This window comes from Gordonia jacobaea (assembly GCF_001186365.1).
Lineage (GTDB): Bacteria > Actinomycetota > Actinomycetes > Mycobacteriales > Mycobacteriaceae > Gordonia > Gordonia jacobaea.
In genome coordinates this window covers 1-13,719 of sequence record NZ_LDTZ01000013.1, presented here as the reverse complement: position 1 = coordinate 13,719, position 13,719 = coordinate 1, and the positions used below count along the sequence as shown (strand labels likewise).

Genomic DNA, 13,719 nt, shown 5'->3' with positions numbered 1-13,719 from the left:
GAGATGATCTCCGATTCGAGCCCTACCGCGATGGTAGTGACGCGATTCAGTCGCGAGTGAGTTTCCGGTGAGTAACCCGGTGCGGACGCGCGGCGTCGGGTCCGAGCCGGTCGACCTTGTTCGCCTCATACGCCTCGAAGTTGCCTTCGAACCAGAACCATTGTCCCTCTTCGACATTGCCCTCCCACGCCAGAATGTGGGTACAGGTCCGGTCGAGGAACCACCGGTCGTGGCTGATCACCACGGCACAGCCGGGGAACGACTCCAGAGCGTTCTCGAGCGAGCCGAGGGTTTCGACGTCGAGGTCGTTGGTCGGCTCGTCGAGCAGGATCAGGTTGCCGCCCTCTTTGAGGGTCAGCGCCAGGTTGAGACGGTTACGCTCACCACCGGAGAGCACCTCGGCCCGCTTCTGCTGGTCGGGACCCTTGAACCCGAATGCGCTGACGTAGGCACGCGAGGGCATCTCGTTCTGGCCGACCTCGATGTAGTCGTTGCCGTCGGAGACGACCTCCCACACGTTCTTCTTGGGGTCGATGTTGGTGCGATTCTGGTCGACGTAGCTGAGCTTGACCGTGTCGCCGACCTTGACCGAACCCGAGTCGGGCTCCTCGAGTCCGACGATGGTCTTGAACAGCGTCGTCTTACCGACACCGTTGGGTCCGATGACACCGACGATTCCGTTGCGCGGCAACGTGAATGACAGATCCTTGATCAGCACGCGACCGTCGAAGCCCTTGTCGAGGTTGGCGACCTCGACCACCACATCACCCAGACGCGGTGGCGTCGGGATCTGGATCTCCTCGAAATCGAGCTTGCGCGTCTTCTCGGCCTCCGCCGCCATCTCCTCGTACCGCGAGAGGCGTGCCTTGTTCTTCGTCTGACGGGCCTTGGCACCCGAACGGACCCAGGCGAGCTCTTCCTTGAGGCGCTTCTGCAGCTTCTGGTCCTTCTTGCCCTGGACCTCGAGGCGCTCGGCCTTCTTCTCCAGGTAAGTGGAGTAGTTGCCCTCGTACGGGTGCAGCTTGCCGCGGTCGACCTCGCAGATCCATTCGGCCACGTGGTCGAGGAAGTAGCGGTCGTGTGTCACCGCGAGGACTGCGCCGGGGTACGACGCCAGGAACTGCTCGAGCCACAGCACGCTCTCGGCGTCGAGGTGGTTGGTCGGCTCGTCGAGCAGCAGCAGGTCGGGCTTGGACAGCAGCAGCTTGCACAACGCGACGCGGCGGCGCTCACCACCGGACAGGTGGGTGACCGGTGAATCGCCGGGAGGGCAGCGCAGTGCGTCCATGGCCTGGTCGATCTGCGAGTCGAGATCCCAGGCGTCGGCGTTGTCGAGGTCCTCTTGGAGCTTGCCCATCTCCTCCATGAGTTCGTCGGAGTAGTCGGTGGCGAGCAGCTCGGCGATCTCGTTGAAGCGGTCGAGCTTCTGCTTGATCTCGCCCATCCCCTCCTCGACGTTCTGCTTGACCGTCTTCTCCTCGTTGAGGGGCGGCTCCTGCAGCAGAATGCCGACGGTGGCCTCCGGGTCGAGGAAAGCCTCGCCGTTGGACGGCTGGTCGATCCCCGCCATGATCTTGAGGATCGACGACTTACCGGCACCGTTGGGTCCGACGACGCCGATCTTGGCGCCCGGGTAGAAGGACATGGTGACGTCGTCGAGAATGACCTTGTCACCGTGCGCCTTGCGCACCTTCTTCATCGTGTAAATAAACTCGCCAGCCACGTAATGTCCTCACCTGCGGTTTTGTGGTCACCTGCGCTCGAGCTCCGATACCGGAGAGTGCATGCGGGGTGTCGCACTCCGGCGACACGGCAGGCTCTCGGCGCAACGTCGCGTACCACTCTATCGACGTGGCGCGACACTCTCCCACATGGCCGCGATCGAGTCGGCGCCGCCCGCCCGCAGACCTGGCGCCGCGGTCCTTGCAGACGTGCGAACGCGATCACTGGCACCATCGAGAGTGTGACCGCCTCCGCGCCGCTGACCGAGCTCGTCGAGCTCACCGGCGGCGTCTTCTGTATGGGTTCGGATCGCTTCTACCCCGAGGAACGTCCCGCACATCAGCGACGCATCCGCGCTTTCGCGATCGAACGGCATCCGGTGACCAATGCGCAGTTCGCGGCGTTCGTCAGCGCCACCGGGTATGTGACCGTTGCCGAACGCGAGATCGACCCTGCCGATTTCCCCGGCGCCGACCCGACGATGCTCGTTCCGGGTGCCCTCGTCTTCACCCCGACAGCGGGTCCGGTCGACCTCACCGACTGGCGAGCGTGGTGGCGATGGCAGCCGGGAGCGTCGTGGCGTCACCCGCTCGGGCCGGCGACCGACCTCGTCGGGCACGGCGACCACCCCGTCACCCAGATCGCCTACGCCGACGCTGTGGCCTACGCCGCGTGGGCCGGACGTCGGCTCCCCACCGAGGCCGAGTGGGAGTACGCCGCGCGTGGCGGACTCGACGGACACGAGTACGCGTGGGGCGACGAGTTGCATCCCGAGGGTGAGATTCTCGCCAACACGTGGATCGGCGACTTCCCCTACGCGAGCGACGGCTGGAGCGGAACGTCGAGGATCGGGAGTTATCCGCCCAACGGTTTCGGACTTCTCGACATGATCGGCAACGTGTGGGAACGCACGTCGGACGTCTTCGCTCCGCGCCACGTCCCGCCCGATCTTGCGACCGTCTCCCCCGACGGTCGGCCGGACCTCTTGGCGCCCACCACATCTCCACAGGTCACGCGTGTCACGAAGGGCGGTTCGCACCTGTGCTCACCGCAGTACTGCCGACGCTACCGACCCGCCGCCCGCTCTCCGCAATCCGACGACTCGGCCACGTCGCACCTCGGATTCCGTTGCGCCGCAGACGTTATCGCCGCATGACGGGTCCCGCCACGGTGAACGCACCCCTCCGGCGTTCACCGTGGCGGGAGGTCGGTCACGCCGCAGCGCCTGTGGCGTCGCCTGTGGAGTCGACGCCTGCCGCTTGTGCATCCGCGGGCCGGGGCGCCGGGGAATCGGCACGACCGCGATACTCGACGACGCAGCGTGCGAGATCGAGGCCGACGGAGTCGGCGATCATCTCCAACTCCGTGCGGGATTCGCCGTCGCTCGTCGTGTAGGTGTTCGTGTGTATCGCCCCGTGCACGATCACGGGCCGACCCTTCTCGATCGCAGACGCGACGCCCGCCACCAGCCGCCGCCAGCATGAGACGGTCAGGAACAGACTGTTCCCGTCGACCCACTCCCCCGTTGCGCGATCCCGTCGACGCGTGTTGCTGGCCATGCGGAACGAGATCACCTCATCGCCGTTTGCCATGCGGTTGCGCCGGGGGTCGGAGATCACTCGCCCCACGATCGTCGAATAGGTTTCGTACATTGCTCCGCTCCTGCCGTGAGGTGCCATCGGAGTGCAGACACCGAGTTCGCAACTCGGGCTGAGATGGCTGCCCGTGAGCATTCCGCAGAACACGCCCCCGACAGCGGGCGCGAGACCAAGCTGTGGACAGGACTCCGCCTGTGGATACGGGCGCCGTCAAGACACCCGGCCCCCTGCCGTACACTCTCCGTGTCGGTTTCGCCTCCGTAGCTCAGGTGGATAGAGCAAGGGCCTTCTAATCCCTTGAGTATCCGGCCTGAACTGCGAAGACACACAAATGTGTTGCATTTTGTGTAGCACCACCCTCCGTAGCTCAGATGGATAGAGCAAGGAACTTCTAATTCCGAGGTCGCAGGTTCGAGTCCTGCCGGGGGGACCAAAGACCGTTCACGACAACAGTTTTCGTGAACAGGAGTCTTCCGTTGCCCCGCTATTACGCCGCTGTGATTGTCTGTGCAGCCCTCGTCTACCTCGTCCCGCTCACCGCAATGCGCATCTGCCTCGCCATCGGCTGGTACGCCTCGTGAAACACAGCACCGAACACGGCTACCTCAACCGCCACATCTCCGACACCCTCGAAACCGTCTACGACGGATGGGATGCCAACGACTATGTAGGCACCCGCCGACACGCCGACACCCCCGGAACTGACGGGTGCGAGCAATGACCACAGCACGCGCCGACCTATGGCTTCGCGGCTACACAAAAGCCTCCAACGACCTCGCCAGCCTCCCCGGTCCCATGCTGTCAATCCTCGTGCCAAGGATGCTCAGATCGACCCCAGATCCCGATGACGATCCCGCTTACGACGGCGGCTACCGGACAGCACTTGCCGATGCTCTCGCACACATGAGGCGCAGCGCATGACCCTCACCCCGCTACACGTGCACGAACCTGAACGCGACGGCTACCAGATCCACGAGTGGTCCGAGCACATCGCCAACGGCCCCGACTACGACCTCACCGTGACCGTGTCAACCGCTGTCCACCCGGTCACCGATCATGTCGACGGCCCCGTCGTCATCATCAGCAACCCGTCGAACATTGACGAGATTCGGGACCGCTCACAGTTGGATGCCCTGATCGTCGCGTTGATCAACGCACGAGACGTGTGGACCGATCTAGAGCCGACACCCACAGTCACCCGGTAGCGCGCAATTCCACTGCGCCTGCATCGTTCTCAGCCCCGAACAGGGCAGCCCTGACGGTCTTGATAGCGGTTCGACTCCGCTAAGGGCACGAGCACATCGACCATTCACCGAGTGTGCCCGTCGTCATCGACCAGCCCGACGTAAACCAGCGGTCAGCACGTAGCCCTGTCCCTAGCCGTGCTCTAGGGCCACCTCCCACGACGTCGCGAATCGCGAGCAGGTGCAATAGCGGTCCCGCCTACCCTCAGGGTCAGGTGGCGATTCGGCGTTGCGCAGATGCGATATGCGGCTATGGATTCGTGGGTCGACGGTGTGAGGGATCGACACCGGCACCAGTCCGCCCGCAGGGTGGCCCGCGCAGTAAACAAGACGGTTGTGTCAGTCACGTGCGGCATCATCTGCACACATGAAGGCAAAGCGCCCACCAGTCACACCCCAGCAAGAATCGCGAGCGGGAATCACCGACGTATCGAGGCGAATCGACTCCCGCGCTAAACGCGGACTCCAACTCCAGCCGTGGGGCCTAGCGCAGTCACGCGCAGCAGTCGGCAGCAGCCTGCACGCCGATGACGACGGATTCGCACCTGAACTCAACATGAAGAACCTTGTCAGCAGCACCGCGCTCTATCCGGCAATGGCGGCAACCGATGCGCTCTCAGTCGCTAGCGAGACCACCCTTAACCGACGCGACTCGCACAACCTCCACACCGTTGCAACCTTGACTTTGTGCCGTTCTGCCCTTGAATCCGCTGCGCAGACAATCTGGATGCTGTCACCCACCGAACGAGACGAACGGCGCGCACGATGCCTCGCACTCTCAAAGTACGAACTCCTCCAGCAAAGCTACTTTGTTGGGCTTCTCGACACGACCATCCACACAGGCAGCAATCGGCTCAGCAACGCCGACTACAGCGGCTTTATAAGCCACAAGGAAGAGTTCGAGGAACGGCGGAAATATCTGAACGGGGTTGCGGGGCTAAAAGGAATCCAATATCGAGTCATCGTTGCCGACGCAGCCGATTGGATTAGAGCCAACGTGCCACCACACGACAACGGTGAGATCCGCGAACGCGACCTCACGCACGGCATGAAGGTCGCCTACAACCTCGGATCAAGCGCAGGACACGGCATGAAGTGGATTCGCGACTATCTGGGCGACGAACGCAACATCATGTCAATGACTGCGGACTGCCTCGCAGCAGCGGTCAACATGACCGAGTGCGCAATCGCACTGTATGAGGCACAGGCGAATATCCCGCGCAGCCACATTCGAAATGCCAAATGCCCGAACCGGCTACACCAGACGGTCGCCAAGTGGGCACGCATGTACCCACCACCAGAGCGCGATGAGACGCAGCAGGCATAATCCCGCCATGCGTCACAGACCAACCACCAGCACACAAGCCGTCGCAGTGAGCCTTAGCGCGGCTGTGCTCCTGGTCGTCGTAGTGCTCCTCACAAGCGCCGCCACCCGCCGCTTCCACACCCGCATCGACATGGGCAGCGCACCAGCATGGCTAAGCGCACTCTTCAGCCTTATCGCAGTAGGAGGCGTTGCCGTTGCTGTCCTCACCTATCGGCGGGCTGTCCGAAACAGAGAAGACGACGAGATTGCGCCCGCGCGTCTACTGGTTGTGACACGACGCGGAGGCAGCGCATACGCGCATGGGCCTGGCGACAACTACGCCACAACTCGAATTGTCCTCCGGAACGCAAGCACTAGCGATGCTTTCAGTGACATTCAAATCCTCGGCGTCGCACACGGCCCCTACGGATGCCAGCAAACGATCCGAGACTATTTCAAAGACGCCGCAGAAGCACGATTCGAGCTTCTCGGACCTGGGGATTTTGTCACTTCAGGATGGGTAGTGCCGGTGCCGAACCTAGGCCTTGATTCACTTCCCCCGGTCTCTGTGCTCTACGAGTATTCAGACCGCCACGGACGGCGCTGGCGTCGATTCAACAACTACGAACCCGAGCAAATCTCGACACCGCCGCTCAACGCTGCATCGCTTCAGCAGTTCCATGCCGCATTGGCATCTCGACCGGGCCAGCGCGACACCGTCTCAATCTCCATCGATAACAATGTCAAATCAGCCTTCCCTGAAGACGTAGCGCAGTTCTCCCAGCACAACGACGGAAGTGACTGACACTGCGCACTTCAACTGTGCCGACCCATGCTCATACGACGAAAGCGCCCCCTCAGCCCGAAGACCAAGGGGGCAGCTAACACGCCACACACCTACCGCACCACCTCAACAGACAAACCACGCACATCAGCAACAAACTCGCCACCCGCAACCTGACTGTCACCAAACTGCCCACCAATCCACGCCAACAAACGATCTGACGGAACCACGACCGACCACACCCGACCATCATCGGCACGCTCAGCAAACCATTCAGCAAACTCAAGCGAATCGGTCCACGACAACCCGTAACAATCCTCATCACGAGCACCCCGAAACAAAGTTAACGCTTCGCGAGGACGTTGCTTCTCATCCACAACCCCATTGTGCGAATAGCCGACTGCCTCAAACACGCGAACCCAAGCATCCACATCGACAGCAGAAACCCCGACACCCACACGGTTAAGCCACGGATTAATCAGGTACTCCTGCACAAGCGCATCAGCATACGCACCACCAGCAGCCTTACGTGCCCGCCGAATACGCTTCACCATCCCCATACTCGGAACACTCACGGCTGGCCCGGTTAATCCGACATGCGTCACAGCACCTAACACACTCAACCCCTCTAGTTAACGTTCACCTAAGCGGACACCCCCCGAACACCTGCACCCGACCGCTTAACCGACTTAGCCTTAGCCCTTGTCATTCGTTTAGACGACCCAAATCCGTCACCTCACACTTCTAAGCCCAAGCCCGCCGACCCGAACCACCACTTCGCCCGACAAACATGCAGGTCACAAGCCTAAAACGTTGCTAAGGGTGGGGGGTACCCCCTGTTCGAACAGATGGTCGACACCTGCCGCCCCAGCGCGATTTCTCTCTCTAAGCCCCCTTAAGGGCTTAAGGAGCGCCTAACCCCCCCCCCAGTTTCGTAAACTTTTTCGCGCAAAGTTTCTCGTCGTGTCACGGAAACTCTGAACGTCCACCAAACTCGAACGCATGTGCTGCGTTAAAGGGGTGTAGTTGGCTCGGGTGAGCCATGCTTAAGCACCCGTAGATAGTGTTTGCGGCAGAATCCGCGCGCCTTGTGCCGATCTTGGCAGCCTTCCACGTCGCACAGTCCGCCTCTTTGCGGCCTGTAGGGTCGACAATGTGGGTGCTGCTGCTCATATGCGGCGCGGAGGCGTGCCCGGTCACAGGTCCGGCACTGAGCTTTGAGGTTGTCGCGGCGCCTTTGGTCCTGTGAAAACTCGGTGACTGGCTTGGTGACACGGCAGTTAACACACCTTTTGCTGTCAGCGTTCGCGACCGTTAAAGCCATCGCCTGCTCGCAGGTCTGCCTGTCGCTGTGCGTTTCCACCACTCGTTTAGCGGCATATCGCCTCGTTCGCGGTTGCAGCGACGGTGCGCAGGCGCAAGGTTCGTGATCGATTCCGCGCGTACTGGGTCGACCGACACGGGTACCAGGTGGTCCCATTCCAATGATTCGTCCCTGTCTGTTAGAGCGACGTTGACGGGTCGCCCGCACAGGTGGCAGATGATGTGGCCTTGTTCCCGCAGTCGGCGTTCCAGGATTGCGTGCAGTTTCGCGAGCTGGTGGGTGCGTCCACGTGGGCGCTGTTTGCTCGCGGTCATGTCCACGCGCCGTCGCGATAGTGGCCTTCCCAGCGTTGTGCCGTGCCACCACTGAGCACCCGGTCGACAATCTCCGTAGCCGCTTGCGCATCTCGTTCGGCTTGGGTGGCGCCAAACCCAAACATTTCAGGCTTCCCACCGCCGTACGCGTGTACTTCGTTGTCGATGAACGCGCCGGTACGGGTGGCGTCGGTATCGACTGCCTCGATGACTGCGGTTAGCGAATCGTCATTGCGCAGGTAACTCACGCGTGCTCCCAGGCGTCGGCGGTGGCTTGTGCCTCTGCCGTGGTTGCCGGGACGTAGGGTTGGCGGGCCAATTCGGCGGCAAGGTTGCCGACCCGCGTTCCGTCAGCCAACGCCACAGTCTCGTCGGTGTCGGGGATTCGGAATCGCCACCACGGCCCCGAATCGGAGGGTGACGGCTCAGGCAGCAAGCCCCGAATCTGCGCGGAATCGGTGACCGAACGCAACCACCTGTAGCGTTCGTCCAGTTCAATAGCGCGACGCCACTCTCCAACCTTGTTCGCGTTGATCGCCTCGTCGGCGGTGTGAACTCCACCTAGCTTGGGTGACAGTTTCGCGAAGTCCGCCACGATCTGCTCTAGTTCTCGGTTCAGCGTCGCCGCGAGATCCGCTTTGTGAGCGAATGCCACAGCCGCAGCCTCATCGAGCGCCTTAACCCAGACGTGCGCGACGATGCGGTCAACAGCGGTCTGGTCAGGTACTCGTAGCGCAGCGTCCCGGATGTGTTCGGCGGTCAGATTGTCGGGGAGTTCGGCGGCGATCTGTTGAGCGACGCGTCGGGCGTCGTGATCGAGTTCGCGGGAGGTCTTCTCCGCGAGGTGAGTTGCCGCAAGCCGTTCCTTCACCTGCGCTTGTTCGTCGTCGCTGAGGAGTCCGAGTGCCGCTAGGTGTGGTGTCATCTCTTCGATAGCTCGTCGTTCAGCAAGATAGTAGGTCGTGTCAAAAGCCATGAGGGTTTCCTTTAGGTTGGTTTGAGCAAGCCATGCTCGTTTATGGGCGTTAATTGCCGCTTGTGTAGCGGGCTTAGCCGTATGTTAAAGGGTCTGTGAACTCTAGGCCCACATAGAACGGGTCGCCGCCCTCGTGATCAATCCCGTCTGACACGTAAGCGTTCAGATCGAATCGCGGGTTACGCTTGTCGTCGTCGCGGTAAGTGTTAACGATTGCCACATTAAGCCGTGCATGTTTCTTTAGCTCGACTATTTCTCCGCTTAGGAATATGCTTCCGGTCGCGAAGTCCGACGACGACAATGCGGCCTGATAGGTGCCTGCCTGATTCATGAGGTAACGGTCCGGGTTGCGGTAGATACGCAATGCTGCACTGAGCACCACGTCAACTACTGCGTCCGGGACTTTCGTTACATCAGACCAAGCATCATCAGGTGATTCACGTTCCGCAATGGACCGGGCACGGGCAGAAGCCGACCACAAAGCCTCTTCTGCCCGTGCATAATCCGTTGTTCCAGGATTAAGTGACACCCCAAGTCGGGCGGAAAGTCGTTCCACGGTAGCCAACGTGGGAGTAGTGGTGGTCACCGGGCAAGCTCGCTGCTTTGACTGTCGATCTGGTCAAAGATCCGGTCGACGGCTTCGATGACAGTCCGCTGTTCATAGTTGGCAGCAATCACCATAAGTTGCTCGGCTACCTCTATGGCCTCCAAAGGTTCAAATCCAAACGTTAACGATTTGCGATAGTCGATGATCTCCGCGACGTATCGCTTATTAAGCCTGTTGTGCCTAACTTGAATTTTTGCGTTAGCTTGCAATTTAGCCACGATCAACGGCCCTAACGATTGCATCGACCAGCCGTTTGGCATCTTCTACCGGCAGGCTTACGAGCGAGGATGCTTGGCTTAGGGTGAGGCGTGTTTCGTTGCCGAATTGGTGAACGCTAACGTGTACGGGTGGGGTTTGTGATCTGCTGGCGCTTACCGCAAAGTCTATGCTTAATGCTATTGCGGGCATAGGTGTGTTCCTTAACAGTTTAGGCATGTGGTCTGGTAGGGTCTGCGCGTCGTTCCAACAGTTCGGCAACCATAACGAGTGTGTCGGCCACCTTATAGATGGAATCTAAGGGCACTCCAATTACGGAGTCGCCTTGCTGAATCGCTAAGCGTTCTTCTTGGAGGTGAGGTATGTAACCGATGTGTAGGCTTGCAATGGGATTCCCTTTAATGTCGTTCATTTGCATTGTGCGCTCCAAATAGGGCGTTAGGGTCTAGCTACATAGGGTTAGGTGCGAAACTCGCTTAGCGGGGCAATCAGACAGTTAGAGAGCTAAGGCTCGTTGCCGATACTCGTCAGCGACGGCCTTAAGGCAATCTGCCAGTCGAATAGCAGGCTCAACCTCAGAGAAGTACAGACGCCTTTCCTTGGCATACCCGATAGCAAACTCTTCAACCTTCGCGTCTTGGATCGCCTTTAGCTCGTCATAAAGCTGCGTAGCCTCAACGATGAAGCGGTTAGGCATCTTGGGCGGGAGGTCGTTAGATTTCAGACGGCGTCGGTAATGCGGTTGGCAGAGGTAGCGCCTCGTGGCTTGCCGTTCACAACCTGATTCGCTGCAAACCCTCATAAGCCTCCTACCGAAGTGTAAAACCCCAGAGGAGCGCAGCCCTGCGGTGTGGTTAGGCGCGCTCAACCCTGGGGTTTCCTCCCGATTCCGCTTATACTCCCATTTGCAGATCCGGGAAGACTAAGAATGTTTCGTTGACCTGTTAACGTGCCAATGCGTTTAGCGAGGATCGACGGATTCGATACACGCGTGGGCCGATCCTTTCGCCTACGAGGTCGCCGCGTTTGATCCAACGCAGCACCGTGTTGTAGGCGACATTGAGTTCGGTGGCGACTTGGCGGGCGGTCATCCATTCGTCGTTCTCGGGCATGATATTGGCTCCAAACATTTTTTCGGATCAGCTAAGACTTTCTAAGTCTTTCGTTAGGGTGTCATTTATCATCTTAGTAACCGTCTGTTGACGACCTCGATTAGCAGAGGGCGACCCCACAAATCTTAAGGATTAGCAACTGTTCCCAAGTCTATTGATGCGGGCCGTGTCAGAGTTGACGTCGATTGGTCGGTTAGTGACGGCTGGCGAGTGGGAGCGGGCCGCAATAATTTGGGCGTTTACCTATGACACTGGCGGTGGACGGCCAAGCAAAAGTGCTCAGAAGTCAACACTTTTGACGGTAAGCGAGTTCGCGGAGATGGGCCTAGTGGGTCTCCGATCCCGGAACAGCATCATTCGCTATCGCACGATCTGGCGTGAAGCTATGGAGTCGGGCCTAACAATCGACGTTAAGCCCGACTCGTTTACGTCGTCGGCATCCCACGCGCTAGCGATTAATGACGCTCAGATCGACGCTAAGCAACCTTTAGCTTCCAAAGGCAGGGAAACTAGAATTCACAGATCCGCGACGTTAGCGCCTCAATTGGGCACCCGGATCATCCATGTTCATCAAAAGGGCTCAGACACAAGCGCAGCAGCCCCGGCCCGTGACAGCGTGACCACCACGAGGTACCTAAAGCCCGTTGCCAGCCGCTCCCGACAGATGCAACAGTTCAAAGCATGGGCAACGATGACCAACAGCCACCCGCACTGCCGACAACCCTCACCGTTGACGGCGAAACATTCACCATCACTGCTCGCCCTGACGGCGGCTACCACTACGTCTGGCTCACAGGACGAAACGAGGGCTACGGGTTCAGCAGCAGCCGAACACACACTGTCGGCAACCCCGACGCGCCAACCCTTGTTCTGACGCTCCAACAGCACGAGGACTCGATACGAGACTTCCTCGCCATGATCGACCCCGACACCGGCTACATCGAATAGCCAGCCCTCTGCCCCGACGAGTCGTCTGATTCCTCCGGCACATCGCCCAACGCCACCGCCGTAGCCGTCTGCAACTCTCGGAGTCGACGCCCATGTTTCGGAATCAAGCCCATATCCAATTGGACGGCCCGTAAACGGCTCAACCCCTCCGCCCGATCCGACTCCCCACGATCACCGTCAGATGCCCAGACACGCGACGCGAACAGGGTGAACCACGCCCTCTCAGACAGCACCTCTCCCGAGTACAGCAGTTCAGCACGCATTGCTCGTTGATAGTCCCAATACTCAGTAGCGTCACCGGCTACAAGGTCACGGGCGTCTAGAAACTCAGCGATGACGCCGATACGCCAACCCTTGTAGAACTCGTCCAACGTCAGCAGCGTGTCGTCATCGGCACTGCGCAGAACGTCGGTCATGTCCGGGACGGTGGTTGGCAACTCAGCCTGCACTGCGTCGTCAGATCCGATGGAAGTTGTAAGGAACTGTGCCACGACACGCGACCAGTCCACGACCGTCCGATATTCCCCATCACCAAACTCTGTTTGAGCCTTTCCACACAAGACGCCCGCATTGACCCCTAGATCGGTCGCTGCCGCGATAAACACATCATCTGCGGCTCCCAGTAAGGCCCAGGCATCAAAGCTCACACGGGACAATTCAGCGGGCTTATTCGACAAACCCTTCCCTTCCTTGTCACTGCCGCTGTCTTTTAAACAAGACAACTTCGGCGCGACCACAGTGGATTCGAAAGCAACCTCGTCGCGCTTAGACAATGCATCATCCTCAAAACTCGAATTTGACCCCGAAGAAGTTTCTTCAGATTCGCCCAAGCCACTCGTGTTCTCCAATAGGTAATCTCGGATAGAATCTGTTTGGACCGGAGCCTGCGAAGGTTCTTTTGCCACACAATGATCATCGCTCATATATTTAGTTAGAGTATTTTGTTTAGTAGGATTTGTTATATAGGATATGTTTGCCCCCGCATCTCCGGGGTTTGAGTGAGTAGACTCCGGGGTTTGAGTCACCCCATCTCCGGGGTTTGAACTAGTCGAGTCGTCAACCAACGGAGCCGCAAGCACCACGTCGCTAAGATCACCTAGCCGATACACAGACGCGAACGTTGAACCATCCCAGCTGCGCCCACCTTTACGGGTTTGCGATGCCATCCCAGTTGCCCGCAGCGTCTTCAAGGCGTCTTCAACCGTGCTACGACTAAGATTCGTGTCGGCGGCGACTCGCTCAATCGGTGCGATAGCGCCAGCCCCATCGCTGTCGGTGTGGTCAAAGATCCACGACAGCACTACGAGGTCGGATAGTGCGAGTCCTGGTCGTGCCTTACCGGGCACCTGAACCCGTTTAACGACGGCAGTCATCTGTTTGTGCCACGCGAATTTGCTCATTCCACCAGCAGCCCTTCCACGGTGATGCGGGAACAATCTAGCTCCATCCGCCATGCGGCGGCTTCGTCCTCCGCAACCGCCTGACTATCGAAACCGCTATCAATGACGACGCGAGCTACAACGTCGTGAAGTCCATCGGCGCGTTGTTCGGCCACCACGCTTAAGTTT

The 13,719-nt window shown here is 59.6% G+C and carries 18 protein-coding genes and 1 tRNA gene; 9 read left to right on the top strand and 10 right to left on the bottom strand.

What is annotated here, in order from left to right; genetic code table 11:
- Nucleotides 1-46: 46 nt before the first annotated feature.
- On the bottom strand, nucleotides 47-1,723 hold the full coding sequence (ettA, locus tag ABW18_RS00135) for an energy-dependent translational throttle protein EttA (RefSeq protein WP_268760638.1): 1,677 nt from the start codon (nucleotides 1,721-1,723) through the stop codon (nucleotides 47-49).
- A gap of 297 nt (nucleotides 1,724-2,020) precedes the next feature.
- Here ettA and ABW18_RS00130 point away from each other — a divergent pair, with 297 nt between their 5' ends.
- Nucleotides 2,021-2,878, top strand: coding sequence for a formylglycine-generating enzyme family protein (locus ABW18_RS00130; RefSeq protein ID WP_235434274.1), 858 nt, complete (start codon nucleotides 2,021-2,023; stop codon nucleotides 2,876-2,878).
- A gap of 55 nt (nucleotides 2,879-2,933) precedes the next feature.
- On the opposite strand, the gene ssb is transcribed toward ABW18_RS00130, so the two are convergent.
- On the bottom strand, nucleotides 2,934-3,374 hold the full coding sequence (gene ssb, locus ABW18_RS00125) for a single-stranded DNA-binding protein (RefSeq protein ID WP_049697031.1): 441 nt from the start codon (nucleotides 3,372-3,374) through the stop codon (nucleotides 2,934-2,936).
- A 302-nt stretch (nucleotides 3,375-3,676) separates the two neighbouring features.
- Between ssb and ABW18_RS00120 the strand changes: the two genes are divergently transcribed.
- The 7 genes from ABW18_RS00120 (at nucleotide 3,677) to ABW18_RS22650 (ending at nucleotide 6,675) form a co-directional block, all read left to right on the top strand.
- Nucleotides 3,677-3,753: transfer RNA gene (locus tag ABW18_RS00120), tRNA-Arg, on the top strand.
- A 25-nt stretch (nucleotides 3,754-3,778) separates the two neighbouring features.
- Nucleotides 3,779-3,901 carry a hypothetical protein gene (locus tag ABW18_RS23345; protein ID WP_268760637.1) on the top strand — a complete coding sequence of 41 codons (123 nt, stop codon included), beginning with the start codon at nucleotides 3,779-3,781 and terminating at the stop codon, nucleotides 3,899-3,901.
- Nucleotides 3,898-4,041: a hypothetical protein gene (locus ABW18_RS22865; RefSeq protein WP_160318034.1), complete on the top strand. Its 144-nt coding sequence runs from the start codon at nucleotides 3,898-3,900 to the stop codon at nucleotides 4,039-4,041. The genes ABW18_RS23345 and ABW18_RS22865 overlap by 4 nt, the downstream gene beginning before the upstream one ends.
- Nucleotides 4,038-4,241 carry a hypothetical protein gene (locus ABW18_RS00115; RefSeq protein WP_049697030.1) on the top strand — a complete coding sequence of 68 codons (204 nt, stop codon included), beginning with the start codon at nucleotides 4,038-4,040 and terminating at the stop codon, nucleotides 4,239-4,241. The genes ABW18_RS22865 and ABW18_RS00115 overlap by 4 nt, the downstream gene beginning before the upstream one ends.
- Nucleotides 4,238-4,525, top strand: a complete 288-nt coding sequence (locus ABW18_RS00110) for a hypothetical protein (RefSeq protein WP_049697029.1) — start codon at nucleotides 4,238-4,240, stop codon at nucleotides 4,523-4,525. The genes ABW18_RS00115 and ABW18_RS00110 overlap by 4 nt, the downstream gene beginning before the upstream one ends.
- Nucleotides 4,526-5,120: 595 nt before the next feature.
- Entirely contained in the window at nucleotides 5,121-5,891 is a 771-nt protein-coding gene (locus tag ABW18_RS00105) for a hypothetical protein (RefSeq protein WP_152929966.1), read from the top strand.
- Nucleotides 5,892-5,898: 7 nt separating this feature from the next.
- Nucleotides 5,899-6,675, top strand: coding sequence for a hypothetical protein (locus ABW18_RS22650; protein ID WP_152929965.1), 777 nt, complete (start codon nucleotides 5,899-5,901; stop codon nucleotides 6,673-6,675).
- 92 nt (nucleotides 6,676-6,767) lie between these two features.
- On the opposite strand, the gene ABW18_RS22645 is transcribed toward ABW18_RS22650, so the two are convergent.
- The 7 genes from ABW18_RS22645 to ABW18_RS23445 form a co-directional block, all read right to left on the bottom strand.
- Nucleotides 6,768-7,214, bottom strand: a complete 447-nt coding sequence (locus tag ABW18_RS22645; RefSeq protein ID WP_152929964.1) for a hypothetical protein — start codon at nucleotides 7,212-7,214, stop codon at nucleotides 6,768-6,770.
- A gap of 754 nt (nucleotides 7,215-7,968) precedes the next feature.
- Entirely contained in the window at nucleotides 7,969-8,292 is a 324-nt protein-coding gene (locus ABW18_RS23450) for an HNH endonuclease (protein WP_152929963.1), read from the bottom strand.
- Nucleotides 8,289-8,540, bottom strand: a complete 252-nt coding sequence (locus ABW18_RS00095) for a hypothetical protein (RefSeq protein WP_049697026.1) — start codon at nucleotides 8,538-8,540, stop codon at nucleotides 8,289-8,291. The genes ABW18_RS23450 and ABW18_RS00095 overlap by 4 nt, the downstream gene beginning before the upstream one ends.
- Complete coding sequence (locus ABW18_RS00090; RefSeq protein ID WP_152929962.1) at nucleotides 8,537-9,268, bottom strand: hypothetical protein; 732 nt, start codon at nucleotides 9,266-9,268, stop codon at nucleotides 8,537-8,539. The genes ABW18_RS00095 and ABW18_RS00090 overlap by 4 nt, the downstream gene beginning before the upstream one ends.
- Before the next feature lie 73 nt (nucleotides 9,269-9,341).
- On the bottom strand, nucleotides 9,342-9,854 hold the full coding sequence (locus ABW18_RS22640; RefSeq protein WP_152929961.1) for a hypothetical protein: 513 nt from the start codon (nucleotides 9,852-9,854) through the stop codon (nucleotides 9,342-9,344).
- Nucleotides 9,851-10,135, bottom strand: a complete 285-nt coding sequence (locus ABW18_RS00080; protein WP_152929960.1) for a hypothetical protein — start codon at nucleotides 10,133-10,135, stop codon at nucleotides 9,851-9,853. The genes ABW18_RS22640 and ABW18_RS00080 overlap by 4 nt, the downstream gene beginning before the upstream one ends.
- A gap of 900 nt (nucleotides 10,136-11,035) precedes the next feature.
- Entirely contained in the window at nucleotides 11,036-11,182 is a 147-nt protein-coding gene (locus ABW18_RS23445; protein WP_387316181.1) for a helix-turn-helix domain-containing protein, read from the bottom strand.
- A gap of 702 nt (nucleotides 11,183-11,884) precedes the next feature.
- On the opposite strand from ABW18_RS23445, the gene ABW18_RS00070 reads away from it, so the two are divergent.
- Nucleotides 11,885-12,151 carry a hypothetical protein gene (locus ABW18_RS00070; protein WP_053117307.1) on the top strand — a complete coding sequence of 89 codons (267 nt, stop codon included), beginning with the start codon at nucleotides 11,885-11,887 and terminating at the stop codon, nucleotides 12,149-12,151.
- Here ABW18_RS00070 and ABW18_RS00065 read toward each other — a convergent pair.
- Nucleotides 12,139-13,074, bottom strand: coding sequence for a hypothetical protein (locus tag ABW18_RS00065; RefSeq protein WP_152929959.1), 936 nt, complete (start codon nucleotides 13,072-13,074; stop codon nucleotides 12,139-12,141). The two genes, ABW18_RS00070 and ABW18_RS00065, sit on opposite strands and share 13 nt — an antisense overlap.
- Nucleotides 13,075-13,719: the final 645 nt, after the last annotated feature.

What these genes read in the sequence shown, in the direction of transcription:
- ABW18_RS00130 (WP_235434274.1), top strand. Translation starts at nt 2,021, where the DNA reads ATGGGTTCGGATCGCTTCTACCCCGAGGAACGTCCCGCACATCAGCGA.
- ssb (WP_049697031.1), bottom strand. Translation starts at nt 3,374, where the DNA reads ATGTACGAAACCTATTCGACGATCGTGGGGCGAGTGATCTCCGACCCC.
- ABW18_RS00115 (WP_049697030.1), top strand. Translation starts at nt 4,038, where the DNA reads ATGACCACAGCACGCGCCGACCTATGGCTTCGCGGCTACACAAAAGCC.
- ABW18_RS00110 (WP_049697029.1), top strand. Translation starts at nt 4,238, where the DNA reads ATGACCCTCACCCCGCTACACGTGCACGAACCTGAACGCGACGGCTAC.
- ABW18_RS00105 (WP_152929966.1), top strand. Translation starts at nt 5,121, where the DNA reads ATGAAGAACCTTGTCAGCAGCACCGCGCTCTATCCGGCAATGGCGGCA.
- ABW18_RS22650 (WP_152929965.1), top strand. Translation starts at nt 5,899, where the DNA reads ATGCGTCACAGACCAACCACCAGCACACAAGCCGTCGCAGTGAGCCTT.
- ABW18_RS22645 (WP_152929964.1), bottom strand. Translation starts at nt 7,214, where the DNA reads ATGGGGATGGTGAAGCGTATTCGGCGGGCACGTAAGGCTGCTGGTGGT.
- ABW18_RS23450 (WP_152929963.1), bottom strand. Translation starts at nt 8,292, where the DNA reads ATGACCGCGAGCAAACAGCGCCCACGTGGACGCACCCACCAGCTCGCG.
- ABW18_RS00090 (WP_152929962.1), bottom strand. Translation starts at nt 9,268, where the DNA reads ATGGCTTTTGACACGACCTACTATCTTGCTGAACGACGAGCTATCGAA.
- ABW18_RS00080 (WP_152929960.1), bottom strand. Translation starts at nt 10,135, where the DNA reads ATGCCAAACGGCTGGTCGATGCAATCGTTAGGGCCGTTGATCGTGGCT.
- ABW18_RS23445 (WP_387316181.1), bottom strand. Translation starts at nt 11,182, where the DNA reads ATGACCGCCCGCCAAGTCGCCACCGAACTCAATGTCGCCTACAACACG.
- ABW18_RS00070 (WP_053117307.1), top strand. Translation starts at nt 11,885, where the DNA reads ATGGGCAACGATGACCAACAGCCACCCGCACTGCCGACAACCCTCACC.
- ABW18_RS00065 (WP_152929959.1), bottom strand. Translation starts at nt 13,074, where the DNA reads ATGAGCGATGATCATTGTGTGGCAAAAGAACCTTCGCAGGCTCCGGTC.